The organism is Herbiconiux sp. SALV-R1 (assembly GCF_013113715.1).
GTDB lineage: Bacteria > Actinomycetota > Actinomycetes > Actinomycetales > Microbacteriaceae > Herbiconiux.
In genome coordinates this window covers 2,378,970-2,404,497 of record NZ_CP053344.1, presented here as the reverse complement: position 1 = coordinate 2,404,497, position 25,528 = coordinate 2,378,970, and the positions used below count along the sequence as shown (strand labels likewise).

Below are 25,528 nucleotides of genomic sequence, written 5' to 3'. Positions count from 1 at the left end.
TCTCCCGGCGGGTACCCGCCTCGGCCCCCTAGAATTGGCGGGTCATGAGCGCAACTTCACCGCATCCGTTCTCCACCGCCACCGGCACCGACGTGCGCGTCCGGTTCTGCCCCTCACCCACCGGCACGCCCCACGTCGGCCTCGTGCGCACCGCCCTGTTCAACTGGGCCTACGCGCGGCACACGGGCGGCAAGCTCGTCTTCCGCATCGAAGACACGGATGCTCAGCGCGACTCCGAAGAGAGCTACGAGCAGATCATCGACGCGCTCACCTGGCTCGGCCTCGACTGGGACGAAGGGGTGAACAAGGGCGGCCCGCACGCCCCCTACCGGCAGTCGGAGCGCTACGACATCTACCGTGACGTGATCGCCCGCCTGCTCGAGTCGGGTCACGTCTACGAGAGCTTCTCCAACGCCGAGGAGATCGACGCGCGCAACGAGGCGGCCGGCCGCGCCAAGCAGCTCGGCTACGACAACTTCGACCGCGACCTCACCGAGGAGCAGAAGGCCGCCTTCCGCGCTGAGGGCCGCGAGCCCGCGCTCCGCCTGCGCGTTCCCGACACCGACCTCTCCTTCGATGACCTCGTGCGGGGCGAGATCACCTTCCCGGCCGGTTCGTTCACCGACTTCGTCATCGTGCGGCCCAACGGGCATCCGCTCTACACCCTGGTGAACCCGGTCGACGACGCGCTCATGGGCATCACGCACGTGCTGCGCGGCGAAGACCTGCTCTCGTCGACGCCCCGGCAGATCGCGCTGTACCACGCGCTCATCGACATCGGGGTCACCACCTTCGTCCCCCGCTTCGGGCACTTGCCCTACGTCATGGGCGAGGGCAACAAGAAGCTCTCGAAGCGCGACCCCGAGTCGAACCTGTTCCACCACCGCGACCGCGGTTTCATCCCCGAGGGGCTCGTGAACTACCTGGCCCTGCTGGGCTGGTCGCTCGCCGCCGACCGCGACGTCTTCACGCTCGACGAGATGGTCGCCGCGTTCGACGTCGTCGACGTGCTGCCGAACCCGGCGCGGTTCGACCTCAAGAAGGCGGAGTCGATCGACGGCGACCACATCCGCATGCTCTCGGTCACCGACTTCGCGTCGCGCCTCGTGCCCTATCTCGAGGCGGCGGGCATCGTCACTTCCCCGCTCACGCCGGCGCAGTCGGAGGTGCTCGCGGCGGTGGCGCCTCTCGTGCAGACGCGCATGGCGCTGCTCGGTGAGGCCCCCGAGCTGCTCGCCTCGTTCTTCGTCACCAGTGAGTCGATCGACTACGCACCGGATGCGGTGGGCTCCCTCCCCGAGAACGCCGGCGTCGTGCTGGCGGCCGCGATCGGCGCTCTCCAGGAGGTGCCGGTGTCGGAGTGGAACGCGGAGTCGATCCAGAGCGCTCTGTCGGCCGGGCTCATCGACGGGCTCGGGCTCAAGCCGCGGGTGGCCTACGGGCCGCTGCGGGTCGCACTGTCGGGGCGGCGGATTTCGCCGCCCCTGTTCGAGTCGATGGAGATCCTCGGCAAGGAGGAGACCGTGGCGCGGCTCGTCCGTCTGGCGAACGCGCGGTGAGCGGCGTGGAGGCGGGTGGCGAGCATTACGACGTCGTCATCATCGGGGGTGGGCCGGCCGGGTTGTCGGTCGGGCTGAACCTGGTGCGGGCGAGGCGACGCGTGCTCATCCTCGACAGCAACCGGCCGAGGCACTCCGCCACACTGGTCTCGCACGGCTTCCTCACGCGCGATGGCGTCTCGCCGCTTGAGCTGCGCGCCTTGGGTCGCGAGGAGTTCGCGGGTTACCCGACCGCCGAGTTCCACCAGGGTCTCGTCGGCTCGCTGCAGCGCGATGCTGAGTCCGGCGTCTTCAGCCTCTCCTCGCGCGGCGTGCGCGGGTCAGCCGACCGCGAGGTCACCGCTTCCGTGGTGGTGCTCGCGAGCGGGCTGGCCGAGACGCTGCCGGCGTTGCCGAGCATCCGTGCCTACTACGGCACGAGCCTTCACAGCTGTATCGAGTGCGACGCGTTCGAGAAGAGCGGCAAGCCGCTCGCCCTCATCGGCTCGACGCCCGATCTCGCCGAGCGCGCCCTGCTCATCTCGCAGGTGAGCGACGACCTCATCGTCTTTACCGGCGGAGCCGACGTCATCACCGACGCCGAGGAGGCGGGCCTCGCCGCCCGCGGCATCGACGTCGAACGGCGCGAGCTCGCCGACGTCGTCGGCGACCGCTCGGGCCTCACCGGCGTCGTCCTCGCCGACGGCACCACCGTCGAGCGCGAGGGCGGCTTCGTGCGCCCGCTCTGGTCGGTACCGTTGCCCTTCGCCGAGTCGCTCGACCCCGAGCTCGACCGAGACGCCGACGGCTACGTCATCGTCGACTCCCGCGGCGCCACCTCGATCGAGGGCCTCTTCGCCGCCGGCGACATCACACCCCCCGGCCCCCAGCAACTCATCGTCGCCGCCGGAGCCGGCGCCCGCGTCGCCGCCGCCGTCAACCGCCACCTCCTCGGCCCCCTGTAACGGGCCGCCCGTGGCAGCCGCGGCAGCTGCGGCCGCCGTCGCGGTAGCCGCTGCCGCTGGTGCTGCCGCGGCTGCCACCTCAGCTGCGGCAACTGCCGCCGCGGCTGCCACCTCGGCTGCGGCCGCTGTACCAGCAGCCGTAGCCGCTGCCGCGGCAACCGCCGAGTGCGCCGGCGGGCCTCGTCCCGCGCGTCAGCCGCCGAACTCGATGGACTCCGCCGCCGACACGCCGCCAAGAGTCCATCCGTTTTCGCGAGGGGGCCGAGGTTCCATCCAGTTTCGTGCCGGCCTCGTCGCGCTCCATGCCGCTCTGGGGCGCCGAGCGCCCATCTGCTGTGAGCACCTTGAGGGTCGCCCGAACTCGGTGGACTCCGCCGCCGAGAGTCCATCGGTTTCGGCGAGGCGAGCGGATGTCCATCGAGTTTCGTGTCGGCATTGTCGCGCTCCACGCCGATCGGTGGCGACGAGCGCCCACCCGCCCTCGACGCGCGCCTTGCGGGGGAGCCTAAACTCGATGGGGTCCGGCGCCGACACGCCGCCGAGGCTCCATCCGTTTTCGCGAGGGGCCCGAAGTTCCATCGAGTTCGGCGGCGGCAGCGCGGCGCTCCGGCGGGGGAGGGGCGTAGGGTCGCAGGCATGGCTCCTGCGGATCTGTTCGGTGTCGAGGCTGCCATTCAAGGCGCGGGGGTGTGGGGGCTGCTCATCGTGTGCGCGATCGTGTTCGCCGAGACGGGGCTGTTGATCGGGTTCTTCCTCCCGGGCGACACCCTCCTCTTCTTCACGGGACTGCTCACCTACACCGGTGCCATCCCCGTCCCGATCGCTCTCGTCGTCGCCGCGGTCGCGCTCGCCGCCTTCGCCGGCGATCAGCTCGGGTTCGTCATCGGCCGCCGCGCCGGACCTTCGATCTTCGAACGCCGCGACTCCGGCTTCTTCAGCCGCAAGAACGTCGACCGCACCCAGCGCTTCTTCGACCGCTTCGGCGGCTGGGCGGTGACGATCGCGCGTTTCGTGGCGGTCGTGCGCACCTTCGCCCCGGTCGCTGCGGGCGTCGGCAAGATGAAGTATTCGCACTTCATCGGGTACAACGCGCTCGGTGCCGCACTCTGGTCGAGCCTCATCATCGGCATCGGATACGCGCTCGGCTCCATCCCCGAAGTCGCTGCGGTGGTCGAACGGTACATGGAATGGGTGCTCATCGGCCTCGTCGTCGTGACGGTCGTCTCCGCCGTCATCGCCTACCTCCGCCAACGCTCCCGCGCCCGCCGCGCCGACGCCACTCACCCCGTCGACACCGACGACTGACCCTCGCGCGTGAGCGCGACGCGCGTCCCGCCCCCGCACCCGCATCACCCGCGCGAGCGCGCGCCGCGCACCCCGCCCCGCCCCGCGCGCCAGCGCGCGCCCGCTCACCCCCGGTCGTGCAGCGTGACGTGGTACCCGTCGGGGTCGGCGAACGTGAAGGTGCGGCCGAAGGGCCCGTCGAGGGGCTCCGCCACGATGCGCACTCCGGCGGCGACAAGATCCGCGTGAATGTCGTCGACGCCGGTGGCGAGCATCCACAGCGCCACCCCCACACCGGGCTGAGGTGCGGCGCCGAGGTTCGTCCCCGGAATCTCCGAACGCAGGGCGAACGCGATCGGCGCGGTCTCGAACACCACGGCGTGCGGCGGGCCGGCCTGCGAGCGCACGAGTCCGAGGTGCTGCTCGTAGAACGCCTGGGAGGCGTCGAGGTCGCGTACTTGGAGCGAGACGAAGTCGGGTCCGGTGACGGGCATGGGGTTCTCCATTCAGTCAGAGATGTCAGTTATCTGACACCGCACGAGCAAGTATGTCAGAATACTGACATGAGTCAAGACCCCGCTGTCATCGACCTCGACACCTCCCTCGGCTACCTCCTCAAGGAGGCCTCGAGCGCCCTGCGCGCCGCCATGGAAGACGTGCTGCGGCCCCTCGACATGACAGTCACCCACTACTCCTGCCTCGAACTGCTGGCCCAGCGCCCCGGACTCTCGAACTCCGACCTCGCCCGCGGCGTCTTCGTCACGCGGCAGTCGATGAACGTGCTCCTGCAGGCGCTCGAGCGCGACGGATCCGTCACCCGCCCCGAGGCGGATCGCGTGGGCAAGGTGCTTCCCGCCCGCCTCACCGCCCACGGCCGCCGTCAGCTCGCGAAGGCGAGCTCGGCAGTGCGCGACGTCGAACGACGGATGCTCGCCGGCCTCACCGCCGACGACCAGCGCACGGCCTTCCGCATCCTGCACTCCATGACCACGTCGCTGCGCTCCGGGTAGTGCGGCAGCGCATCCCTTCCGACGCGCATGCCCCGACGAGCTCTCCCGCCCGCCGCCGAGGTGGAGTATGTTCCTTCACGCACACCGTCCCGCAGGAGAGGAGCCCGCACCACATGCACGACCGAGCACGCGGATTCACCTGGCTCGACGCATCCGGAACCGGGCACGACGACGTCGCAGTCACCATCGACCCGAGCGGATGCACCGCCGTCGGCCACGTCATCGCCCACGACCCCGAGCGGTTCGAGATCTTCTATCGGGTCGAGTGCGACGCCGCGTGGCGAACGCGCTTCGTGAGCGTCGCCGACACGCTCTCTCACCGCAGCCTCGACCTGCACGTCACGCCCGACTCGCGCTGGGTCGGCGACGACGGCGAACCGCTCCCCGAACTCGACGGGGCGATCGACGTCGACATCAGCGCGACGCCGTTCAGCAACACGCTCCCGGTGCGCCGCCTCGACCTCGAGGTGGGGGAGTCGCGCGACATCGTCACCGCCTACATCGACGTCCCGTCCCTGCACGTCACGCCCGACCCCCAGCGCTACACCCGCGTCGAGCCGAACGTCTACCGCTACGAATCGCTCGACAGCGACTTCGTGCGCGACGTCGAGGTCGACGACGACGGCTTCGTGCTCGAGTACCCGGGCCTGTTCCGCCGCCTCGGCTACGATCCGCGACGGCGAGCGGATGCGGTGGCTGCGTCGGGTGAGCACGGTTCCGCTCCGGTTCGCGCAGGTGGCCGCGAGAGTGACGAGGCGCGGGTGCTCGCTCGTCTCACCGTGGTGGGCGGCACGGCGACCGGCCTCGATCCGGTTCCCGACACCGGCTTCGGTGCCGAGGGCGACACCGCCCGGGTCGTCGCGCAGCGTGCGACGGTGCGCAGGGCGCTCCGTGCCGTCGCCGACCCGTCGTCGTCGAGCGGCGAGGAGCGCGGCTGACCCGACCCGCTCCCAGAAGCGGTGTGTGGCGGTTCGAAACCGCAAGGATTTCGAAGACCGAGCCCTATACGGCCCTGGTGTCACGAATCCTTGCGGTTTTGGTCGTCACACGTCGCGACCCGTCGGGCAGAGGGGGTCGCGCCCGATCCCCGTGGGCTCTACTCTGAGCGTGGTACCGGGACGACGGTGCGACGAGCAGGGGGATGCGCGATGAAGCGATCGAAGGCTGGAATCACCGGGGCGGCCGTGCTCGCCTCCCTCGCGCTCGCCGCGGCGCCCGGGGCAGGGTCGGCGGCAGCAGCAGCCACGCCCGCCACCACTGCACCCGCACCCTCGGCGGCGCTCGCCGCCGCCGCCCCGGCAACCGCCGCCCCGGCAGCCGCCCCCCTCCCGCCGCAGCCCGACCTCGTCACCCTCCTCGACGGGTTCACCGACTTCTGGACCCCCGACGCCGACTACCCGTTGCATGGCGACGTGGTCGACGCCGAGGTCTTGGCCACCAACGACCAGCAGGTCTCGTGGATCAACACCCACGCCACCCCCGCCCAGCAGTTCGCGGCCCTCCAGGATGCGCAGTACGGCCTGAGCCCCGACGGCTACGATCAGTCGATCACCATCTCCACCGGGCTCGGGTCGGTGCTCGGTCCGCTCTACGTGCAGGGCCGTCAGAGCGGGGCGCTGCCCCTCACCAGCGCGCTGCTGTCGAGCACCGACGGGTCGGCCGGGGCGTTCGTCTCGACAGAGGCGGCCAAGGAGGCCTACAGCTTTCCGCGACCGTTCCTGCCGAGCCAGCAGGGAGCATCCGAACCGGGACCGTGCGACCCCGCGACCGTGAACGCGGCGTCGTTGCAGGCGAACCGCGTGGGCAAGCCGTACGCGAACGCCGAGGGCGACCTCGACATCGTGCGGGTCGCCCCCCAGCTCGACGACACGCACGAGTTCACTGCGGCCGACGTCGAGCTCGACGGCGATTACGAGGGACTCTGCACCTCGGGCAGCTTCCCGAGCGGCCACACCACGACGGCCTATCAGGCCGGTGTGACGCTGGCGACGATGTTGCCTGAGCTCGCGCCCGAGATCCTCGCGCGGGCCTCCGAGAACGGCAACGACCGGCTCGTGCTGGGGGTGCACTCGCCCCTCGACATCATGGGCGGGCGCATCAGCGGGCACGCCTCCATCGCGGCACTCTGGTCGAGCCCCGACTTCGTGGCCGACAGCATCCTGCCCGCGACCGCCGAGCTGCGCTCCTACCTCGAGCAGCAGTGCGGCGACACCATCGCCGCCTGCGCCGCCGAGGGCGACCCGTACACGAACGACCCCTACGGCGGCAGCGCGATGCCGGGCGGAACGGCGCAGATCGTCACCGACCGCGCCTCCGCTGTGACGGTCTACGAGGAGCGCATGACCTACGCCTTCGCGCCTCCCGGCGAAACCGGCCTGGCACCCGCCGTGCCCGCCGGGGCGGAGAACCTGCTGCTCACGACGTTCCCCGGGCTCAGCGATGAGCAGCGTGCCTCGGTGATCGCGCAGACCGAGATCGCGTCGGGCTACGCCCTCGACACCACCCCGACCGGAAACGGCTCGTGGCAACGCGTCGACCTCGCCGCGGCCACGAGCGCCACCGTGCAGCTGAACGCCGACGGCAGCGTGACGGTGGTCGCCGTCGGCGGCGCGGCGACCGTGCTGCCCGTGCCGACCCCGACCCCGACTCCGACTCCGGTGCCGACCGCGGGCCCGCAGCCGACCCCGGGCTCGCCGTCACTCGCCGACACCGGCTCCGGCACGATCGTTCCCCTCGGCTGGGCCCTCGCCGCTCTCACCGCCGGCGTCGCCGCCGCCCTCGCCGCCCTCCTCGGCTCGCGGCGCCGCCTCGCCACGGCCCGCGCCTCCGTCCCCTCCACCGACGGTGACTCGCCCGACAGCGACTCCGCCCACCCCTCCGAGCGGCGACGGTGACACGGATGCGCTCCGAGCGTCGCCGAGTCCGGCTCGCCCCTGCCGCCGGGGCCGCCCTCCTCTGCGGCTTCCTGCTCCTCTCGGGCACGGCTCCCGCGTGGTCGCTGTCACCTTCGCCCGCCGCCGCCCTCAGCGCGACCGCGAAAGCGGACTCCAGTCCCAGCCGGAGCACGAGCCCCAGCCCGAGCCCCACCCCCGTCACTCCGACCCCCGCCGACTGCCCCACCACCCCCGTCGGCCTCGCCACCGGGGTCGTGCTCTCGTGCCTCACCGACCCCGAGGGCACGACCCTCCCCACGGTGGCGCACGTGGCGACGCTCGACCTGGGCACCGCATCCGTGGCGCCCGCGGTGGTGGCGAGCAACGACACGATCTTCCAGGCCGGGCTCGACGGGGTCGTGCCGAACGAGCCGGTGTCGTCGATGGTCGATCGAACGGGCGCGTTGCTCGGCATCAACGGCGGGTTCTTCGACAACGACAAGGGTCCGGCTGCCGGCACGGGCTCCGTGCCCGAGACCTTCTCGGGCCAGATCTGCGGCGGACTGGTCTCGAACGGGAGGATCGTGAAGAGCCCGCCCGCCGACCCGGCGCTCAACGTCGCGCTCGCCGTGCACGCCGACGGGCACCTCTCGATCGGCAGCGTCACCTTCAGCGGAACGATCGCCGCGAACGGATCGAGCATCCCGCTCGACGGCATCAACGCCCTCGGCGTCGCCGCCACCCAGCCGAGTTGCCCGAAGGCGCTCATGACCGGGCCGATCGAGGCGAGCGGGGTCACCCTCCTGACGCCCGACATGGGTGACGTCGTGCTCGCCGACAGCCCGTACGGCACCGCGAACTCCGACTACGCGATCGAGCAGCCCATCCTCGTGAGCGCGCGTCGCGACGCGGCTGTGGGCCCCGACTCGTACGTCGTGACCGGGGTCTCGCGCGAGAGTCTCGGCAGCATCCCGGCGCTGCCCGACGGAGAGGTGGCGCTGGTGTCGTCGTGGCCGGAGGGCGGTGGCGGGTCGGCCACGGCCGACTGGCTCGCCACCGAGCTCACCCCGGGCACCGCGTTCACCGCCGCGGGGGCGCTCTCCGACCCCACCATCACGACGCTCATCGGTGCGCCGGCACCGCTCCTCCTGAACGGACAGCCCACCGACCTCTCCGGCTACTACGTGCCGAGGTCGACTTCCCGCAACGCCGAGACCCTCCTCGGCCTCGACAGCACCGGAACGCAGGTGACGGTCGTGGTGGTCGACGACGTGCCCGGCTGGTCGTCGGGCGTCACGGGCGCCGAGGCGCAGGCGGTGATGCTCGCCGCGGGCGTCGACTCGGCCGTGCTCTTCGACGGGGGCGGTTCGAGCACGCTCGCCGCCCGGCTCCCCGGCACGCCCGACCCCGAGAACCCCTGCGGGCCGGGCGCGACGGTCGTCACCGTGCAGACGGGCGAGAACAACTACCCGAACGGATGCTCGAACCAGCGCTTCGTGGGAGACGCGCTGGTCTTCGTGCCCGCGGAGCCGCCGACGCCGACACCGACGCCCGATCCCACTCCGGCCCCCGCACCCGTACCCGCCCCTCCCGCCGCAGGCGGGGAGGGACTCGCGGCGACGGGCGCCCCCGCACCGACGCTCGATCTCGCGATCGGGGCGCTGATGCTGGTGCTCGGCGTCGGCCTCCTCGCCGCGAGGCGCCTGCGCCTCCGCACGCATGGGCCCCTCCCGTCGCCCGTCAGAGCAACCGCAGCTTCTTCACGATGGAGTCGACCGTCGCGCGGGGCCCCACGAGACTGAGCGCCGACACCTCGAGCGCCTCAGGGCCGGTCGCGCCGAGCATGGCGAGGTAGTCGTCGTACACGCGGGTGGTCTGGGCGGCCAGCGGCATGTCGGCGAGCCACACACCCTCAGCGGCGACTGCCTTCTCGCGCACGGTGCGCATCCGCTCGGCAGTGGCGCCGAGCACGGTGCAGCCGGCCCAGGGCAGCCCCGGGTGGTGGGCGCCGGCCGCGTCGTCGCCGCCCGGGCCGAGGAGGCCCGCGATGGCCTCGCCCGTCGCCGCGGCCACGCACGCGACGGCATTCGCGAGGCGCCCGGGCGGCAGCTCGGAGTCGACGACGACCACCCACTTCAGCCGCGAGGCGCGGGTCGACTCGCCGGTGACGATCTCGTCGGGGGCGTAGGCGGGAACATCGATCGACACGCGATCTCCTTGTCTGTCGTTCGGAAACTCGGGTCGAGATTAGGCATACTGTCGAAGCAGGCAAAAACAGCCCGTACTTAATGCGACGAGGGAGCTAAACGGCGGATGCTCGACGAACTTGATACGGCGATCCTCCGCGAACTGCAGACGGATGCACGGCGCACCAACCGCGACATCGCCGCGGCCGTGGGGGTGTCGCCGACGACGGCGCTCGATCGCACGCGGGCGCTGCGTGACCGTGGGGTCATTCGCGGCGCCACCCTCGACGTCGACCTCCCGGCGATCGGTCGGCCGGTGCAGGCGATGATCGCGGTGCGCATTCGTCCGCCGTCGCGGCGCAACATCGAGGGGTTCCGCAACTGGGTGGCGGCGCTGCCCGACACCATCGGAGTGTTCGTGACCTCGGGTACGGAGGACTTCCTCATCCACGTCGCCGTCGCCGACAACGACAGTCTCTACGCCTTCGTCATCGACCGCCTCACCGAACGCCCCGAGGTCGCCGACGTGCGCACCTCTGTGGTCTACGAACACCTTCGCAAGCGCCGCGTCGACCCGCTCGGGCCCTGAACTTCGCACCGATGCGACACGCTTTTGGCGGGAGCGCCAGGATGGGTTAGAGTAATCGTCGGCCCGCGCTGCGGCAGAGGCCAGTGGGGTATGGTGTAATTGGCAACACGGCGGTTTCTGGTACCGTTGTTCTTGGTTCGAGTCCAGGTACCCCAGCATTCAAAGGCCCTCCCCGGAGGGCCTTTTTCGTACCCGTCGCCTTTTTCGTTCCCCGGCGCGGGGATCAGATGGAGACGGTGCCGGTGGTCGTGCCGTCGTCGGTGGTGAGCTGGTAGGTCGACTGGCGGGACGGGACGACGCGCACGAAGACGAACTGGCCGGTGTCGCCGGTGAGGTACGTGGGGTTGTCGCCGGAGGGGGAGAGCAGCAAGGTGACCACCGTGTCGGTGACCGGTGTCGGCGGGTTCGTCGTGCGGGTGACCTCGCCGGCGACGATCGCGTAGCGGGTGCCGCCCGCATCCGTCACCTGGTAGGCGCTCGCCACCGTGATGACGGTGCTCGCGGTGGTCGACGCGGCCGCCGCCGGCGCTGCGGCTGCGGCCATCACCACCGGCACTGCCCACACCGAACCGATGACCGCGCGCCGCGAGACGTCCCCCATGAGACGACGCTAACCGCACGGGCTGGTTGCCTCAATGCCTCCGCCCGTCTATCAACCGGTTGATCCGCGCGGCGCCGCGTGGGGGAGGGTGATCGTCATGGTGGTGCCCGAGGCGGGGTCGCTCTGCACGGCGATGCTGCCGTCGTGGGAGGCGATGATGCTGCGGGCGAGGGTGAGGCCGAGGCCGAAGCCCTGCACGGCGTGGCGGCGGGCGTAGGGGGTGCGGTAGAAGCGGTCGAAGATGCGGGTCTGCTCGGCTCGGCCCATGCCGACGCCCTGGTCGGTGATGGAGATGGTGGCGCGTCCGTCGGCGCAGTCGTGGGAGATGCCGATGGTGGTGCCGGGCGCACTGAACTTCACGGCGTTGTCGACGACCTCGCGGAGCGCCCGCGCGATGCGCTCGGGGTCGAGGTCGATGACGCACTCCGCGTCGGTGTGCTGGCGCAGCTCGACGGTCTGCTCCTTCGCGTCGGCCACCCGTCGCGCCGCCGACGCCGCCCCGCGCAGCAGCTCGGTGAGGTTCGTGGGTCGCTTCACGGGCGGCAGCGTCGACTCGGTGGCGGCGAGCAGTTCGTCGATGCGCCGGCGCAGCAGCTCGGCGTTGCGGGCCACCACGTCGAGGTAGCCGCGCGCCGCAGGGTCGACCGGGCCCGGCGCCCCGGGCGCTTCGAGCGCGTCGGCCAGCAGCTCGAGATACCCCGTCACGTTGGTCAGGGGGGTGCGCAGCTCGTGGCTCACCGTGCTGAGGAACTCCTCGCGGATCTCGATCGCGTGCGCCAGCTCCGTGATGTCGTACGCCACGATCACCGTGCCCAGGAGTTCCCCGTCGGCACGCCGCACCCGCGACGACGACGCGACGATCGCCCGCTGCCGATCGGGCGGCCCCACCCACTCCACATGGTCGACGAGCGTCTCGCCGCGCAGCGCCCGAGGCACGATCTGCTCGTCGGGCGGGATCGGCGAGCTGCGGTCGGCGCTCAGCACCCGGTCGCCCGAGTACGGCGGCCTGCCGAGCTCGAAGCCGACCAGGGACGCGAACTCCTGGGCGTGCCGGTTCGACAGCGTCAGCCGGTTCGATGCGTCGAAGAACGCCACCCCCGTGCTGACCGTGTCGAGGATGGCCCGCGACAGCAGTGCCTCGTCCTGCGAGCGGGCGAGCGCCTCCGTGAGCGCCTCGTTCGCCTCGACCAGCCGCCGGCGACTGCGTCGCAGCTGAGCGGATGCGAAGTTCACCACGAGCGCGACGCCCACGATGAGCACAGGAAGGGTGACGACGTTCGCCCAGTCGAGGAGGTCGTCGGGTGCGTCGTGACGGTACACGAACGGGAAGCTCGTGATGAACACCGTCGCGAGAACGGCCACCACGATGCCTCGCCGCCCGAACGCGAAGGCGAGCCACAGCACCGGGAAGATCGACAGCATGCCCGCCGACGGCAGCACGGGGAGCAGCTCGGCGCGGATGAGCGCGACCCCCACGACGTCGAGCAGGGGAACACCGATCATCGCGATGGCGGGCAGCCGCTCCCACGGCACCGCGAGCACCAGCACCGAGGCGGCGAGCACGACCGCCAGCCCACTGAGCAACAACGGCGAACCGACGTCGACCGGGATGGGCAGCGCCGTCAGCGCCACCACGAACACCGTGCCGACGAGCAGGGGCAGCTGTGCGCGGATGAAGACCTTCAGCCGCCCTCGCGGACGCGTCCCCACCTCGAGCAGCGGCACGATTCCCCCTCGCTGCCGCGTCTCCGTCGCACGACGGCATCACCCCATCATCGACCCGGGGGCCGCCCCGCGCCACCCCGTGCGGGGGAGGTGGCGCCTCAGCCGCGCTGCGCGCGCCTCCGCAGCAGCACCAGACCCGCGCCGAGCAGGGCGGCGAGCACCGCGGTCGACGCCGCCGCACCGAGCGCGTCGAGCGGAGCGCCCGTCGCCGCGAGCGACCCGCCTGACCCCGACCCCGAGCCGCCGGGAAGCGGAGCAGGAGCAGGCGAGGGAGCCGGCCCCGGCCCCGGCGGAACCGAGGGCGTCGGCGTGGGCGTCGGCACCACCGCAGCCGCCACCTCGACGTCGAGCGCCGAGACGCCCCCGTCCTCCGCCGTGGCGGAGAGTGTGAGGATGCCCGGCTCCGTCTCGGCGGGAACGGTGACGGATCCGCGGAACGCGCCCTGCGCATCCGTCACCACCCCGTCGAGAGCGCCGGCGGCCCAGGAGAGCGCGACCGGCGCCTCCGGGTCGTACCCGGCACCGGTGACCTCGACCGCGCTGCCGGCGACGACGGATGCGGTGGTGCCGCTGATCGCACCGGTCGACGCCGAGAGAACGAAGGACGCTGCGGTGACGGGCATCGGGTCGTCCCAGGTGTAGCGGTCGATGTAGTGGTCGAGGAACGGGGCGCGGTCGCCCTGCGTGGGCACGTCGCCCGTGGTGGGCTCGACGTCGACGGCGAGCGTCGCCGAGGTGACGACGACCTCGGTGTTGCTGGGCGTCGGCGTCCAGATGCCCCAGTCGATGGTGTCGTAGGTGACGGCGAGGGTGTGGCCGGCGAGGAGGGTCCAGTCCATGCCGAGCAGCGAGAAGCGGGTGGCGCCGTCGGCGGAGAGCTTCGCGACGTTGGTGTTGATGGTGACGCCGGTGCGGTCGGGGGCGATGTCCCACAGCTGCACCGCGACGTTGCCGGCACCCTCGGTGTGCAGCTCGATCGAGGGCGTGCCGGTGAGGCGCACGTCGGTGCGCAGCGGCTGCGACTCGGTGACGACGCCGAGCTTCTGGTCGTTCGACTCAGGGGCCCCGTCGATCCCGGTGCCCGGGCCGGTTCCGGGCGCGGCGTCGGCGCCGGGCGCGGTGTCGCCCGCCGCCAGCGCCGCCGACTGCACGAGCGGGTTCGGGTTGGTGGGGTTCGGGTTGTCGTCGATCACCGTGCCGCGCCCGGTGTCGAGGTAGGAGCCCGGACGCAGCGCGATCGTGACCGGCTTCGAGGTGGTGCCCCACGCATCCGTCGTTCTCCAGTGGCCGAAGTTGTCCTGCACGAAGAAGCGCGAGTCGACGGTGTCGGTCTGCTCCTTCAGGTGGGCGTCGTAGAACGCGGTCACCTCGTCGAACCAGCCGGCGCGGCCCATCTGCAGGCGGCCCTCGGCGTCTTTCTCGTTGCCGCGCACGTGGTCCCACGGGCCGAGCCAGCCGCGCTGCTCTCCGGTGTGGTTCGTGAGGTACTTCTGCATGCCCTCGGGCTTGGTGTTCTGCTCGGTGAGGCCCTGCGTGAACAGGAGCGGGACGGAGGAGCCGCCCACGTTCGCCGGGAAGTCACGGATGCTCCAGAACGCGCTCGACCGGTCGGTCTCCTTGGTGCCCGCGAGAAGGGTCTCGGCGCACTCGGGATGCGACTTCTCGTAGGCGGCAGCTTCGAGGTAGGTGTCGGTGTCGGGGGCGATGTCGTAGCCGTCGTGCTGGTAGGCGCGGTCGACGCCGGGGAGGTTCGCGATGCCGAGGTAGGAGAGCGGGCTGATGGTCTGCTGCGGACGCGGCACGTCGTTCGTGACGAGGTAGTCGTAGGCGCTCCAGGAGGGTTCCTGGGCGACGACCGCCTTGAGGCCCTCGGGCTGCCGGTTGATGCCGACGAGTCCGGTCGAGGCGTCGTACGACTTGCCGTAGAGGCCGACGGCGCCCGTCGACCAGGGCTGGCTCGCCGCCCACTCGACGGCGGCCACCACGTCGGCCTGCTCGCCGGGGCCCTGCCAGTCGATGCATCCGGTGCTGCCGCCGAAGCCGCGCAGGTCGACGTAGACGAAGGTGTAGCCCTTCTCCATCAGGCCGGCGCCGGTGATGAGGTCGGTGAAGCGGGCGGAGGGGCCGGTGTGGTCGGGGTGGGTGTCTTCGTTCATGCCCGAGTGCGAGAAGTACGGGCCGATCGACATGATGACCGGGGTCTCGGCGTCGGGCGAGAGGCCGGCGGGGCGCAGCACGTCGGCGTGGAGGGTGACGGGGTCGCCGTTCGAGGAGGCGACGGGGGAGGGGAAGTAGTGCTCCGTCCAGGCGGCGCCGTCGGGCACGGAGGGGTTCTGGGCGTGCGTGGTGCCTGCGGCGAGGGGGGAGTCGGATGCGCGGGGCGCGGTCGGGCTCTTGGGCTCGTCGGCGAAGGCCGGGGCGGCGGTGAGAGTCACCGTCGTCAGGGCGAGGGCGGCGCCCAGTGTCGTCGCGCGTCGGATGGCCTTCATGTTTCCCCCGTTCCGGCAGCGGGCACCCTCGCCCGCCCCCCGTTCTACCGCTGTCGTGCCGAGACTAGCGGTGCGGCGGCCGAGCGGGTGGCGCATCCGTGAGTTTCTACCGACCCGCCGGATGCTCGCGCCAGCTGGCGGGGCGGTGGCCCGGGAAGACGCGCACACGGCGGTGGTGCGGGGTGGCGGTGGAGCGCGAGGATCGAGGGGAGCCGCAGCGTCGCGGCCCTGCTCGACCGAGGGAGTTCGACATGACCAGCGAGACCGACACGCCCGCCGCATCCGGAGCATCCGCTGCTCCCCGTGCCGCCGCCGACCCGCGCCACCCGGCGCCCCCGCCTTTCGACGCCGAACTGGCTGCGGCGCTGGAGTTCGTGGGGCAGATGATCCCGCCGACGATCCTGCCCGAGCAGATTCCGCTGTTCCGGCAGGGGATGGCAGACCCGACGCTCGACGAGCAGGTCGCGGCGGCGGGGGCGGTGCACGAGGAGCGCACGATCGCGGGGTTCGAGGGGGCGGAGATCGTGGTGTCGATCTTCCGGCCGGCGGTGCGCGCGGCGGCGGGGCCGGGGATCTATCACATCCACGGTGGCGGCATGATCATCGGCGACCGCTTCGGGGGTGTGCAGGGCTTCCTGCCGTACGTGGCGAGTCATGGGGCGGTGATCGTGTCGGTCGAGTACCGGCTGGCGCCCGAGTTCCCCGACCCGTATCCCGTGGAGGACTGCTACGCGGGTCTCGTCTGGACCGCGGAGCACGCCGACGAACTCGGCATCGACCTCGCGCGTCTCGTCGTGGGCGGGGCGAGTGCCGGGGGTGGCCTCTCGGCGGGGGTGACGCTGCTCGCGCGCGACCGTCGCGGGCCCGAGCTGCGCGCGTCGCTGCTCATCTACCCGATGCTCGACGACCGCAACCAGACCGTCTCCTCGCACCAGCTGCAGGGCATCGGTGTGTGGGACCGCACGAGCAACGACACCGGCTGGGACGCCCTGCTCGGCGACCGCCGCCACACCGACGCCGTGTCGATCTACGCCGCGCCGGCCCGCGCCACCGATCTCTCGGGGCTGCCGCCCACCTTCATCGACGTGGGCAGTGCCGAGGTGTTCCGTGACGAAGACGTCGAGTACGCCACGCGCATCTGGCAGGCCGGTGGGGTGTGTGAGCTGCACGTGTGGCCGGGTGGGTTCCACGGCTTCGACGGGCTCGCTCCGCAGGCGCAGCTGTCGATCGCGATGGTCGCGGCGCGGAATGCGTGGCTGACGCGGATGCTGGAGGGGTGAGGGGTGGGGGCTGAGGCTGTTCGCGCGACGGGTGGTGGTGCGGGACGGCTGGCTGACGCGGGTGCTGGGGGCTGAGGACTGGGGCTGAGGGCTGGGGCTGTGGGCGCGTAGGGTGGTGGCGACGACGAAGGAGTGCCGATGAGGGAGCTCGCGGGGAGGCTCGCCGCGCTCGATCCTGCGGCGAGTGAGAACCTCAGGGTGATCGCGTACTTCGATCGGCTCGTCGACGGGCGCGTGGGCGCCGAGGGCATGCTGCGCGGGGCCGCCGTGCTGAGCGGGACGACGGTCGGGCGACTCGTGGCGGGACGGGAGACGGGTCGCCGGTTCGGCGCGGATGGAGCGGCGCTGCCTGACGGAGGGCCCGCGGGCGGCTCCAAGGGCGCTGGCTCCGGCGGGAGCGGGTCCAGCGGGGGCGGGGGCCTCGCGGGCTGGCCGTCGGTGACGTTCGGGGAAGGGGAGGTGGTGTGGCTCGAGCGGGTGGGGGAGGCGCATGCGAACGACGCGATGATCCTCGAGCGGCTCGCCATCTCGTTGTCGGTGCTGTCGCAGCGGCTCGACACCGCGGCGCCGACGCGTCGTGCGGTGGAGGTGCTGCTGCTCGGCGACTCGACCGAGGCCGAGCGACAGGAGGCCGCCGACCGGCTCGGCCTGGCGCTGCACGCCGCAGTGCGGGCGGTCGCGGTGCCGGCGGTGATGCGGGTCGACCGGCCCGCCGCGCAGGCCGTGGTGGCGAGCCGGTTCGGGGTGGTGCGGGCCGTCATCACGACGCTCGAGCATCCGGCTGTCGCCGAGCGCGCGGGCGTCGGAATCGCCGCCTACACGCCCGACGAGGTGCGGGAGTCGTGGCGCTCGGCGCTGGTGGCTCTGCGGCTTGCCGATGACGAGCATCCGGTGGTCTGGGCCGAGTCGCTCGGGCCGCTCCTCGGCCTCGCCGAGGCGGAGGACCAGCGGGCGACCCCGCCGCCCGACGTCGCCGCGCTCGACCGCGCGCTCGGCACCCACTGGACCGAGCCGCTGCTGCGCGACCTCGCCGCCGGCGCGAGTCGCCGCGCCCTGGCGGCGCGCGCGGGCGTGCACCACTCGACGATGGGAGCGCGGGTGCACGAGCTGCCGGGGCTGCTCGGCTTCGACCCGGCGACGCCCCTCGGCCGCACCCGGCTCGACGTCGCGCTGCTGCTGCACCGGCTCGCCTCGACGCGTTTCGACGGGGAGGGCTGACCGTGGCGGGTGGAAGGTGCAGGACTTTCGAGCACCGAGGCTCTCTACGGCTCGGTCGCACGAAATGGGGAAGTCGTTCCGTCTCGCGGCACGGCAGGGAGGGCTGAGGTGCCGGAGCGGAGCGCGGGAATCCTGCCGTACCGGCGGCGCAGCGACGAGGTCGAGGTGTTCATCGGGCACATGGGCGGCCCGTACTGGGCGAAGAAGGATGCGCGGGGCTGGTCGATCGTGAAGGGACTCGTCGACGAGGGTGAGTCGGAGCTCGAGGCCGCCCGCCGCGAGTTCGCGGAGGAGACTGGGCACCCCTTCCCCGAGCCCGCGGATGCGCGCGGCTCTGGGGCCCTCGACTTGCTGGGGGAGTTCAAGCAGCCATCGGGCAAACGCGTGACGGTGTTCGTGGCGGAGGTCGACGAGCTGCCGCCGCTCGACGGCGGCAGCTTCTTCGAGCTGGAGTGGCCGCCGCGGTCGGGGCGCGTGCAGAGCTTCCCCGAGATCGACCGGCTCGAGTGGTTCGACGTCGAGGCGGCGGCCGAGAAACTCGTCGCCGGCCAGCTGCCCGTGCTCGACGCGCTCCGCGCCCGCCTCGCCGAGTAAACGCACGAGCGTGAGCCGGCGGCAGGCGCCGGCGGGTGGCGTCAGGCCGGCGGGCGCCCACGTCGCCGAGCGCACGTGAGCGCTGGTGGTTCGCCGGGCGGCCGGCGGGCCGTGTCAGGCACCGGCGGGTGGCGGCAGGCGGGCGGCGCCAGGCGCCAGCGGGTGGCGGGCCAGCGGGCGACAGCGGGCGCCGGCCGGCGGGTGGGCGGCGCCCGCGTCGCCGAGCACGAGTGAGTGCCGGCGGGCCGCCGGGCGGCGCCAAGCGCCAGCGGGTGGCGGGCGGCCGGGCGGCCGGCGGCGGGCGGCGGCGGCGGGCACGAGGGGGCCGCTAGTCTGGCGAGGTGCCTGAGACGACATCGCCTGCTGCCGCATCCGTTGGTCGTGTGAGGGGTGGCGCGGTGGCGGCGGTGCTCGTCGTGGCGGCCGCGCTCGCGGGGTGCACCGCGGGCGACGGGGCGGGGGCGGGGGCCGCCGGGGAGACCGCGGTGCAGCCTGGCGCCACCGTGACCCAGACGCTCAGCCCCACGCCCACCCCCACCCCGACCGAAGACGCCGTCCCCACCGCCGCCTTCGACCCCGTGCTGCAGCTCCTCGTCGAGCGGCTGAACGCCGCGCCCGACGTGGCGGCGTCGAAGTACTTCAGCGGGCAGCCCGTCACCGACGAGGCGCGCGAGCAGGCCGTGCTGCAGGCGGCTGCCGACGCGGCGACGGCGGCGGGCGCCGACCCCGACTACGTTCGCGACGTGTTCGCCGACCAGATCGCCGCGAGCAAGGCCGTGCAGGAGGCGCTGCTCGCCGAGTGGCGCTCGGGCACGACGCCCCCGCCCACCGAGGCGCCCGACCTCGCCACGCAGGTGCGCCCCGTGCTCGACCGCATCACCACCGAGCTCGTCCCGGCGCTCGCCGCCGCCGAGCAGTACCGCGCGGCAGACGGATGCGGCACCGCCGTCGGCAGCTCCGTCGCCACCACCTCGCCCGGCCTGGCCCCCTCGGCGAGCGGCGCCCTGGCCATCGCCACCGCGAGCCTCTGCGACTGACGCCGGGCGACTGACGCCCGGCCCCACGCGCGCAGAAAGGGTGGCGTCCGATCTCCGCGGAGACCGCACACCACCCCTCCTGAGGTGTATCAGACAGAGCGCCTAGTGGCTGTGCCCCGCCTCCTCCTTGAGGTACTGGTAGGGGTTCGAGAGGATCTCGACCTCGGGGATCTCGGGGTTCATCCCCGCCTTCCAGGTGGCGTCGCCGAGCTCCGACTGCAGGTACGAGACCGTGTCCTCGAGCTTCGCGCGCACCTCGGGCAGGTGCCCACCGGTGAGCTTGCCGTCGAACTTCACGGCTTCGCCGCCGACCAGCACGGTGTGCACGTCGCCGCGCCCGGCCTGGTAGACCACGTGACCGTAGGGGTTCACGATCGGCGTCATGGTGGGGGAGTCGTCGTTCTTGATGAGCACGATGTCGGCGAGCTTGCCCGCCTCGAGGCTTCCGACCTGGTCGAACTTGCCGAGCGCCTTGGCGCCGCCGCGGGTCGCCCAGTCGACGACGTCTTCGACGCGCAGCATCGCGTGGGTGATGGTCTCGTTCTTCTCGTGCGCGTGCAGGTGCTCGAGCGAGCGGTCGGCACCGATGGTGGTGCGCATCGCCGAGAACATGTCGGCGCTGAACCACACGCTGGTGTCGACCGACAGCGAGCCCTGGATGCCGAAGCGGCGGAGTGCGTGCGCCGGCGGGTAGCCCTGGCCGCAGGTCTGCTCGCTCTCGGTGGAGAGCGACACCGTGCCGCCGGTGCCCGCGATCATCTGGTACGACTCGTCGTTCAGGGTGGCGGCGTGCACGTAGACGGTGCCCGGGTCCATCACCTTGTTCTCGTACATGCGACGGATGCCCGTGTCGTTGGTCGCACCCCACACACCCGCGTGGGTGGTCACCCCGACTCCCAGCTCGCGCGCAGCCTCGAAGGCGGCCCGCTCGGGGAACGACTCCTCGGCGGCCGGCACGTCGAAGGCGAGCTGCGCGCCGAACAGGCGCGAGTCGTCGCGGGCGCGCTCGACCAGGCGGCGCACCTCGGGGTCTTGCGTCCACTCCCAGGGCGCGGCGGCGAGGTTGCCGTAGGCCAGCACGAAGCGGCCGGGGGAGTCGGCGAGGGCCTCGAGGGCGGCCTCACCGTGCTCGGGGGTGCGGAGGCCGTGCGACCAGTCGACGCTCGTGGTGACGCCCGACTCCACGGCGTCGAGAGCCGAGATGAGGTTGCCGGCCGCCACGTCTTGCGGGCGGAACTTCATGCCGTGCTCGAGGTAGTACCAGACGAAGTACTGGGTGAGGGTCCAGTCGGCACCGTAGCCGCGCATGGCGGTCTGCCACATGTGGCGGTGCGTGTCGATCATGCCGGGCATGAGGATGCCCCCGGACGCGTCGATCTCGAAGGCGCCCTCCGGCGCGCTGAGGTCGACGCCCACCTCGGCGATCTTCCCGTCGACGACGAGCACGTCGCCCTTCGGGATCACCGTGTGCGCGTCGTCCATCGTCAAGACGATGCCGTTGCGGAACACGATGGGCTGGCCGGGTCGCGGCTTCAGGGTGTCGGACATTGTGGTCGCTCATCCTCCTTGACTTGCGTTTCACTCGTGCGCTCAGATTAAGCGCCGCTTCACACATTGTCCAGTATTACTGGCTGTATTGTCGGACAATGTTGGAGCAAGAAATGGTTATACTATCTAAAACCACCGGGCGTGAGGATGCGCCGAGAAGGGCTGGGAAGCAGTGAGCGAAAAGACCATCGTCGTCGTCGGAGGAACCTCCGGTATCGGCTTGGAGATCGCCAAGGACAGCATCGAGCGTGGCGACCGCGTCGTCATCACGGGCCGCGACCAGGCGCGCACCGAGGAGATCGCCGCTTCCCTCGGCCCGGCGGCCACGGGCGTCGCCCTCGACATCTCGGAGCCGCGCACCATCGCCGGCCAGCTCGAGTCGATCGGCCAGGTGCACGGTCTCGTGCTCGCCGCCATCGAGCGCGACGCGAACACCATCCGCGACTACGACATCGAGCGGGCCATCCGCCTGGTGACCCTCAAGCTCGTCGGCTACGCCGAGACCGTGCACGCCCTGCTCGACCGCCTCGAGCCGAGCGTCGACACCGGCATCGTGTTGTTCGGCGGCCGCGCCAAAGACCTCCCGTACCCCGGCTCCACCACGGTGTCGTCGATCAACGGCGGCGTGACGGGCCTCATCAACACCCTCGCCCTCGAGATCGCGCCCATCCGTGTGAACGCCCTCCACCCGGGCATCATCGGCGACAGCCCGTTCTGGGCGAACAAGCCCGAGGGCGTGCTCGACGGCTACGAGAGCCGCACCCCCGGCGGCAAGCTCGCCACCATGGCCGACGTCGTCGACGCGACGCAGTTCCTGCTGCGCAACCGCGGCGTCTCGGCCGTGAACCTCTACGTCGACCGCGGTTGGTCGATCACCTGATCCGACACCCCCTCCCCGGGTGCCTTTTCAACGACGAAAGGAACGCACGATGACCTCGACCCAGCTGGCCGACGTGGCCCCCGCGCACGCGGCGGCCCCCAGCCTCGACGAGTTGCTGGCCCTTGATCCCCACGCTCTCGAAGAGAGGCTCGTCTCGGCGGCGCGCTCCATGCGGGACGAGATCATCTCCCACTCGGCGGAGGGGCAGCGGATCACGCACATCCCCGAGGCGCTGCACCACCGGTTCGAGGAGGAGGGCTTCTACAAGCTCTACATCCCGCGTGCCCACGGTGGCCTCGAGGTGCCGCCGGTGACGTTCTTCAAGGTCGTGCAGGAGATCGCCCGCGCCGACATGGGCATCGGCTGGAGCTTCTGCCTCTCGGCGAACCACGCCCTCATGTTCGCGAACTGGTTCCCGGCCGAGATCCACGAGGAGGTGTACGACGGCGGCAACTTCCGCGCCGCGTCGATGTACGCGCCGACCGTGAAGGCCACCCCGGTCGACGGCGGCTACCGGCTCGACGGCGTCGTCAACTACTGCTCCGGCATCCCGTGGTCGACCTACTTCCTCGGCCAGTGCATGCTGCCGGGTAAGGCGGAGAACGGCGGCCCGCGGGTGGGGCTCTACATCGCGCCGAAGGAGACCTTCGAGATCCTCGACGACTGGGGCAACACCATCGGCCTCAATTCCTCGGGGTCGAACAGCATCCGCTTCGACGGCACCTTCCTGCCCGAGCGCTTCATGGTCGAAGACGCCAACCTCATCGACTACGGCTTCGACGGCGACAGCCCCGGATCGGCCGCCTACGGCAACTCGATGTACTCCGCGCGCCACATGAGCTCGTTCGGCCTGGCGCTCGCCGTGCTCACCCTCGGCGGCGCCTACGCGGCGCTCGACGAGTACGAGTCGCTCATGACCACTCGCAAGACGACCATCCCGCCCTTCGTCTCCCGCAGCCAGGACCCCGACTTCCTGCGCTACTTCGGCGGCGCCATCGCGAAGCTCGCCACGGCCGAGGCCGCCACCTACAAGGCGCTCGAGATGTGGCAGGACGCCGCGCGCGACAACGTCGCGGGTGTCGCCCCGTTCAGCGACCGCACCGACGCGCTGCTCGGCGCCATCGGGCGCGAGGTCATCATCCAGACCTGGGAGGTCGTCGAGCGCGACCTCTACCGCACCATCGGCTCCACCGCGTCGAAGAAGGGCGAGCGCTTCGAGCTCATCTTCCGCGACATGGCGCAGGCCGCGGGTCACCGCAACCCGCAGCTGCGCGATGCGACCTTCCAGATGATCGCGCGCCAGACGCTCGCCGCCGCGGCCGACGCATGAGCGCCGAGACGGCGACCGGCACGGCGACCACGGTGACGGATGCTGCTGCCGCGGCAGGCGCATCCGTCACCCCCGCCGCGCTGCCCACGGAGTTCGAGCACTACCCCCTGCGCACCACGCGTCGCGGTCACTTCTGGGTGGCGGGCGAACGCGTGCCCGGCGAGCGCGGCACGGTGCAGCGCGCGCCGCTGTTCGTGGAGTGGGAGGCGCCCGCGGAGATCACCCGCCCCTACCCGCTCGTGCTCGTGCACGGTGGCGGCGGCCAGATCACCGACTGGCGCGGCACCCCCGACGGCCGGCCCGGCTGGGCCGACAAGTTCGTCGACGCGGGCTACCTGGTCTACCTCGTCGACCGGCCGGCGCACGGGCGGTCGTGGGCGCATCCGGATGTGGTGGGGGCTCCCGGCGCCCAGTTCAGCTACGAGATGGCGATGGGGCTGTTCGACACCGACATCCCGGGTCACGACCAGTCGCTGTGGAGCGGCGGCATCGGCGACCCCGGGCTCGATCAGCTCACGGCGGGCATGGGGTTCCTGCTCGCCGATCTCGCCGAGTCGCACCGCATGGACCAGGACCGCATCAGCCGCCTCCTCGACCGCATCGGCCCCGCCGTGCTGGTCACGCACTCGGCGGGCGGCCCGACCGGCTGGCTGGTGGCGGATGCGCGACCCGAGCTGGTGAAGGCGCACGTGGCGATCGAGCCGATGGGCCCGCCGTTCCACGAGTTCGGGCCCGGTTCGCGGCTCGACTGGGGGCTGGCCGCGGCACCGCTGCGGTACGAGCCCGAGGTCACCGACCCGGCCGAGCTCGAGGCGTCGCCAGGTTCGCACCGGCTGCCCGCCCTCGAGGGGCTGCCCGTGGTCGTGGTGGTGGGGGAGACCTCGCCGTTCACCGCCTGGGCGCCGCTCATGGTGGAGTACGTGAACGCCGCGGGCGGCTCGGCCGAGTTCCTCAACCTGGGCGACGCCGGCGTGCACGGCAACGGCCACGCCATGATGCTCGAGAAGAACTCCGACGCCGCGGTCGTGCCGATCCTCGACTGGATCGCGCGCATCCGGTAGCTGCGTCGGCGCCGAGAGAGCGAAAAGTGCCCCTTCCCGCGAGGTGAAGGGGCACTTTGCGTTCTCTCGATGTGACTTCTACATGGTGAGGGGCTGGCCGAGGAGCACGCGGCCGAGGGAGGCGAGCAGCACGTCGTGCTGGGCGCCGATGTGGGTGCGGTACATGGCGGCGTCGAGGTAGTACTTGCCCATCTGCGTGCCGGCGAGGGCTGCCGAGCTCGTGCCCGCGGTGGTGAACGCGACGTCGATGGCCTCCTGCGCGAGGCGGGCGGCCTGCACGATCTGGCCGCGCACGCGCACGTCTTCGCGGGTGGTGAACTCGGGGCCGCCGTCGACCCAGGCCTGGTTGAGCTCCTCGAACTCGCGCACGGCGGCGAGCAGCAGAGCAGCGGATGCTTCGGCGAGCGACACGACCTTGCCGTACCAGAGCTGGTACTCCGGCGACTGGCTGCGCGGCACGCGGGGCGGGAAGCTCGAGCCGCGCTCCATGAGGCGCTCGTACTCGTCCATGCAGGCCAGCGCGCAGCCGACCATCGTCTGGGTGAGGCCCGCGATGAAGATGGAGGAGGTGCGGCCGAGGTAGAGCGGGTTGCCGTGCAGCTGGTACCCGGGTGTGCCCTCGGCGCCCCACTCGATGTCTTTGAAGTTGAACGGCACGGCGTTGTACGACGCCACGAACGCGTTGTCGATCTCGATCGAGTTCGAGCTCGAGGCGTGCAGGCCGATGGTGCGGCCCTCGCCCCAGTCGTCGATGATGGTGAAGTCCTCGCGGGGGAGGATGAACATGTACGGCACCTTCGAGCCGTCGGGCTGTTCGATGAACGCGACCGGCATGAAGTGGGTGCTGAACGTGCATCCGCTGTTGTAGTCCCAGCGGCCGGTGAGGCGGTAGCCGCCGTCGACCCGGGTAACGCTGGCCTTCTGCGGGAAGGCGCGCGAGGCCGAGATGAACGGCTCGGCGGCGAAGGCCTCCTCCTGGGCGCGCTCGGGGAAGTGCGAGGCGAACTGGTAGGCGTGGCTCGAGCCGAGCTCCCACGACCAGCCCACGCCGGGGTCGCCGCGCGAGATCTCGATGGCGACCCTGAAGTAGGTCTCGAGACCGAGCTCGAGACCGCCGAAGCGCTTCGGGCGCAGGATGTCGTAGAGGCGGCCGGCGATGAAGGCCTGGTGGATCTCCTCGGAGTAGGTGCCGAGCTTCGCGTGCTCCGCCTGCAGTTCGCGCAGGCGCGGGCGGAGGCTGCGCGCGTATTCCACCAGCTCGTCGGCCGTGGGGGTCTTCGTGATCGGGGGGTCGTGCAGCAGTGACATGCGAGGCTTCTC

At 71.7% G+C, this 25,528-nt stretch carries 23 protein-coding genes and 1 tRNA gene; 17 read left to right on the top strand and 7 right to left on the bottom strand.

The features are described 5' to 3' along the window. The first annotated feature begins 44 nt into the window (after positions 1-44). From gltX to HL652_RS11460, 3 genes are all read left to right on the top strand, one after another. Positions 45-1,559 (top strand): glutamate--tRNA ligase, encoded by a 1,515-nt coding sequence (gene gltX, locus HL652_RS11470; protein WP_171705440.1) that lies wholly within the window; start codon positions 45-47, stop codon positions 1,557-1,559. Next, positions 1,556-2,503: an NAD(P)/FAD-dependent oxidoreductase gene (locus HL652_RS11465; protein ID WP_253743202.1), complete on the top strand. Its 948-nt coding sequence runs from the start codon at positions 1,556-1,558 to the stop codon at positions 2,501-2,503. Before gltX ends, HL652_RS11465 begins: the two co-directional genes overlap by 4 nt. Before the next feature lie 636 nt (positions 2,504-3,139). Then, positions 3,140-3,808, top strand: a complete 669-nt coding sequence (locus HL652_RS11460; RefSeq protein WP_171705439.1) for a DedA family protein — start codon at positions 3,140-3,142, stop codon at positions 3,806-3,808. Between the two features lie 104 nt (positions 3,809-3,912). On the opposite strand, the gene HL652_RS11455 is transcribed toward HL652_RS11460, so the two are convergent. Continuing rightward, a complete protein-coding gene (locus tag HL652_RS11455; RefSeq protein ID WP_171705438.1) occupies positions 3,913-4,281 on the bottom strand; it encodes a VOC family protein in 369 nt (122 codons plus the stop codon). A gap of 69 nt (positions 4,282-4,350) precedes the next feature. On the opposite strand from HL652_RS11455, the gene HL652_RS11450 reads away from it, so the two are divergent. From HL652_RS11450 to HL652_RS11435, 4 genes are all read left to right on the top strand, one after another. Then, a complete protein-coding gene (locus HL652_RS11450) occupies positions 4,351-4,797 on the top strand; it encodes a MarR family winged helix-turn-helix transcriptional regulator (RefSeq protein WP_171705437.1) in 447 nt (148 codons plus the stop codon). Between the two features lie 113 nt (positions 4,798-4,910). Beyond that, positions 4,911-5,735 (top strand): putative glycolipid-binding domain-containing protein, encoded by an 825-nt coding sequence (locus HL652_RS11445; protein ID WP_171705436.1) that lies wholly within the window; start codon positions 4,911-4,913, stop codon positions 5,733-5,735. A gap of 210 nt (positions 5,736-5,945) precedes the next feature. Further along, on the top strand, positions 5,946-7,691 hold the full coding sequence (locus tag HL652_RS21960; protein WP_171705435.1) for a phosphatase PAP2 family protein: 1,746 nt from the start codon (positions 5,946-5,948) through the stop codon (positions 7,689-7,691). A gap of 5 nt (positions 7,692-7,696) precedes the next feature. Continuing rightward, positions 7,697-9,472, top strand: a complete 1,776-nt coding sequence (locus HL652_RS11435) for a phosphodiester glycosidase family protein (protein ID WP_171705434.1) — start codon at positions 7,697-7,699, stop codon at positions 9,470-9,472. Here HL652_RS11435 and HL652_RS11430 read toward each other — a convergent pair. After that, positions 9,411-9,878: a DUF2000 domain-containing protein gene (locus HL652_RS11430; protein ID WP_171705433.1), complete on the bottom strand. Its 468-nt coding sequence runs from the start codon at positions 9,876-9,878 to the stop codon at positions 9,411-9,413. The genes HL652_RS11435 and HL652_RS11430 overlap by 62 nt on opposite strands. 105 nt (positions 9,879-9,983) lie before the next feature. Between HL652_RS11430 and HL652_RS11425 the strand changes: the two genes are divergently transcribed. Continuing rightward, positions 9,984-10,445, top strand: coding sequence for an Lrp/AsnC family transcriptional regulator (locus HL652_RS11425; protein WP_171705432.1), 462 nt, complete (start codon positions 9,984-9,986; stop codon positions 10,443-10,445). Between the two features lie 84 nt (positions 10,446-10,529). Beyond that, positions 10,530-10,601, top strand: a tRNA-Gln gene (locus tag HL652_RS11420). Positions 10,602-10,668: 67 nt separating this feature from the next. Here the strand turns inward: HL652_RS11420 and HL652_RS11415 are convergent. The 3 genes from HL652_RS11415 to HL652_RS11405 form a co-directional block, all read right to left on the bottom strand. Then, positions 10,669-11,046 carry a hypothetical protein gene (locus HL652_RS11415; protein WP_171705431.1) on the bottom strand — a complete coding sequence of 126 codons (378 nt, stop codon included), beginning with the start codon at positions 11,044-11,046 and terminating at the stop codon, positions 10,669-10,671. A gap of 51 nt (positions 11,047-11,097) precedes the next feature. After that, positions 11,098-12,771 (bottom strand): ATP-binding protein, encoded by a 1,674-nt coding sequence (locus tag HL652_RS11410; protein ID WP_171705430.1) that lies wholly within the window; start codon positions 12,769-12,771, stop codon positions 11,098-11,100. A 98-nt stretch (positions 12,772-12,869) separates the two neighbouring features. After that, positions 12,870-15,260, bottom strand: coding sequence for a CocE/NonD family hydrolase (locus tag HL652_RS11405; RefSeq protein ID WP_171705429.1), 2,391 nt, complete (start codon positions 15,258-15,260; stop codon positions 12,870-12,872). 251 nt (positions 15,261-15,511) lie between these two features. Between HL652_RS11405 and HL652_RS11400 the strand changes: the two genes are divergently transcribed. From HL652_RS11400 to HL652_RS11380, 5 genes are all read left to right on the top strand, one after another. Then, entirely contained in the window at positions 15,512-16,540 is a 1,029-nt protein-coding gene (locus HL652_RS11400) for an alpha/beta hydrolase (RefSeq protein ID WP_171705428.1), read from the top strand. Positions 16,541-16,678: 138 nt separating this feature from the next. Next, positions 16,679-17,758, top strand: a complete 1,080-nt coding sequence (locus HL652_RS11395; protein WP_171705427.1) for a helix-turn-helix domain-containing protein — start codon at positions 16,679-16,681, stop codon at positions 17,756-17,758. A 108-nt stretch (positions 17,759-17,866) separates the two neighbouring features. Next, positions 17,867-18,352, top strand: a complete 486-nt coding sequence (locus tag HL652_RS11390) for an NUDIX domain-containing protein (protein ID WP_171705426.1) — start codon at positions 17,867-17,869, stop codon at positions 18,350-18,352. Positions 18,353-18,427: 75 nt separating this feature from the next. Beyond that, on the top strand, positions 18,428-18,586 hold the full coding sequence (locus HL652_RS11385; RefSeq protein WP_171705425.1) for a hypothetical protein: 159 nt from the start codon (positions 18,428-18,430) through the stop codon (positions 18,584-18,586). 107 nt (positions 18,587-18,693) lie between these two features. Next, positions 18,694-19,389: a chorismate mutase gene (locus HL652_RS11380; protein WP_171705424.1), complete on the top strand. Its 696-nt coding sequence runs from the start codon at positions 18,694-18,696 to the stop codon at positions 19,387-19,389. 102 nt (positions 19,390-19,491) lie between these two features. Here HL652_RS11380 and HL652_RS11375 read toward each other — a convergent pair whose 3' ends face one another. Beyond that, positions 19,492-20,937: an amidohydrolase family protein gene (locus HL652_RS11375; protein WP_171705423.1), complete on the bottom strand. Its 1,446-nt coding sequence runs from the start codon at positions 20,935-20,937 to the stop codon at positions 19,492-19,494. A 172-nt stretch (positions 20,938-21,109) separates the two neighbouring features. Between HL652_RS11375 and HL652_RS11370 the strand changes: the two genes are divergently transcribed. The 3 genes from HL652_RS11370 to HL652_RS11360 are packed head-to-tail and all read left to right on the top strand — an operon-like array spanning position 21,110 to position 24,208. Continuing rightward, a complete protein-coding gene (locus tag HL652_RS11370; RefSeq protein WP_171705422.1) occupies positions 21,110-21,817 on the top strand; it encodes an SDR family NAD(P)-dependent oxidoreductase in 708 nt (235 codons plus the stop codon). 49 nt (positions 21,818-21,866) lie between these two features. Further along, entirely contained in the window at positions 21,867-23,147 is a 1,281-nt protein-coding gene (locus tag HL652_RS11365) for an acyl-CoA dehydrogenase family protein (protein ID WP_171705421.1), read from the top strand. Continuing rightward, positions 23,144-24,208 carry an alpha/beta fold hydrolase gene (locus HL652_RS11360; protein ID WP_171705420.1) on the top strand — a complete coding sequence of 355 codons (1,065 nt, stop codon included), beginning with the start codon at positions 23,144-23,146 and terminating at the stop codon, positions 24,206-24,208. The genes HL652_RS11365 and HL652_RS11360 overlap by 4 nt, the downstream gene beginning before the upstream one ends. Positions 24,209-24,286: 78 nt before the next feature. Here HL652_RS11360 and HL652_RS11355 read toward each other — a convergent pair whose 3' ends face one another. After that, on the bottom strand, positions 24,287-25,516 hold the full coding sequence (locus tag HL652_RS11355; protein ID WP_171705419.1) for an acyl-CoA dehydrogenase family protein: 1,230 nt from the start codon (positions 25,514-25,516) through the stop codon (positions 24,287-24,289). Between the last annotated feature and the right edge of the window lie 12 nt (positions 25,517-25,528).

Bases quoted from the DNA above. Each gene is read 5' to 3' on its own strand.
- HL652_RS11425 (WP_171705432.1), top strand. From the start codon at position 9,984: ATGCTCGACGAACTTGATACGGCGATCCTCCGCGAACTGCAGACGGAT.
- HL652_RS11450 (WP_171705437.1), top strand. From the start codon at position 4,351: ATGAGTCAAGACCCCGCTGTCATCGACCTCGACACCTCCCTCGGCTAC.
- HL652_RS21960 (WP_171705435.1), top strand. From the start codon at position 5,946: ATGAAGCGATCGAAGGCTGGAATCACCGGGGCGGCCGTGCTCGCCTCC.
- HL652_RS11435 (WP_171705434.1), top strand. From the start codon at position 7,697: ATGCGCTCCGAGCGTCGCCGAGTCCGGCTCGCCCCTGCCGCCGGGGCC.
- HL652_RS11395 (WP_171705427.1), top strand. From the start codon at position 16,679: ATGAGGGAGCTCGCGGGGAGGCTCGCCGCGCTCGATCCTGCGGCGAGT.
- gltX (WP_171705440.1), top strand. From the start codon at position 45: ATGAGCGCAACTTCACCGCATCCGTTCTCCACCGCCACCGGCACCGAC.
- HL652_RS11460 (WP_171705439.1), top strand. From the start codon at position 3,140: ATGGCTCCTGCGGATCTGTTCGGTGTCGAGGCTGCCATTCAAGGCGCG.
- HL652_RS11360 (WP_171705420.1), top strand. From the start codon at position 23,144: ATGAGCGCCGAGACGGCGACCGGCACGGCGACCACGGTGACGGATGCT.
- HL652_RS11405 (WP_171705429.1), bottom strand. From the start codon at position 15,260: ATGAAGGCCATCCGACGCGCGACGACACTGGGCGCCGCCCTCGCCCTG.
- HL652_RS11455 (WP_171705438.1), bottom strand. From the start codon at position 4,281: ATGCCCGTCACCGGACCCGACTTCGTCTCGCTCCAAGTACGCGACCTC.
- HL652_RS11445 (WP_171705436.1), top strand. From the start codon at position 4,911: ATGCACGACCGAGCACGCGGATTCACCTGGCTCGACGCATCCGGAACC.
- HL652_RS11355 (WP_171705419.1), bottom strand. From the start codon at position 25,516: ATGTCACTGCTGCACGACCCCCCGATCACGAAGACCCCCACGGCCGAC.
- HL652_RS11375 (WP_171705423.1), bottom strand. From the start codon at position 20,937: ATGTCCGACACCCTGAAGCCGCGACCCGGCCAGCCCATCGTGTTCCGC.
- HL652_RS11365 (WP_171705421.1), top strand. From the start codon at position 21,867: ATGACCTCGACCCAGCTGGCCGACGTGGCCCCCGCGCACGCGGCGGCC.
- HL652_RS11415 (WP_171705431.1), bottom strand. From the start codon at position 11,046: ATGGGGGACGTCTCGCGGCGCGCGGTCATCGGTTCGGTGTGGGCAGTG.
- HL652_RS11400 (WP_171705428.1), top strand. From the start codon at position 15,512: ATGACCAGCGAGACCGACACGCCCGCCGCATCCGGAGCATCCGCTGCT.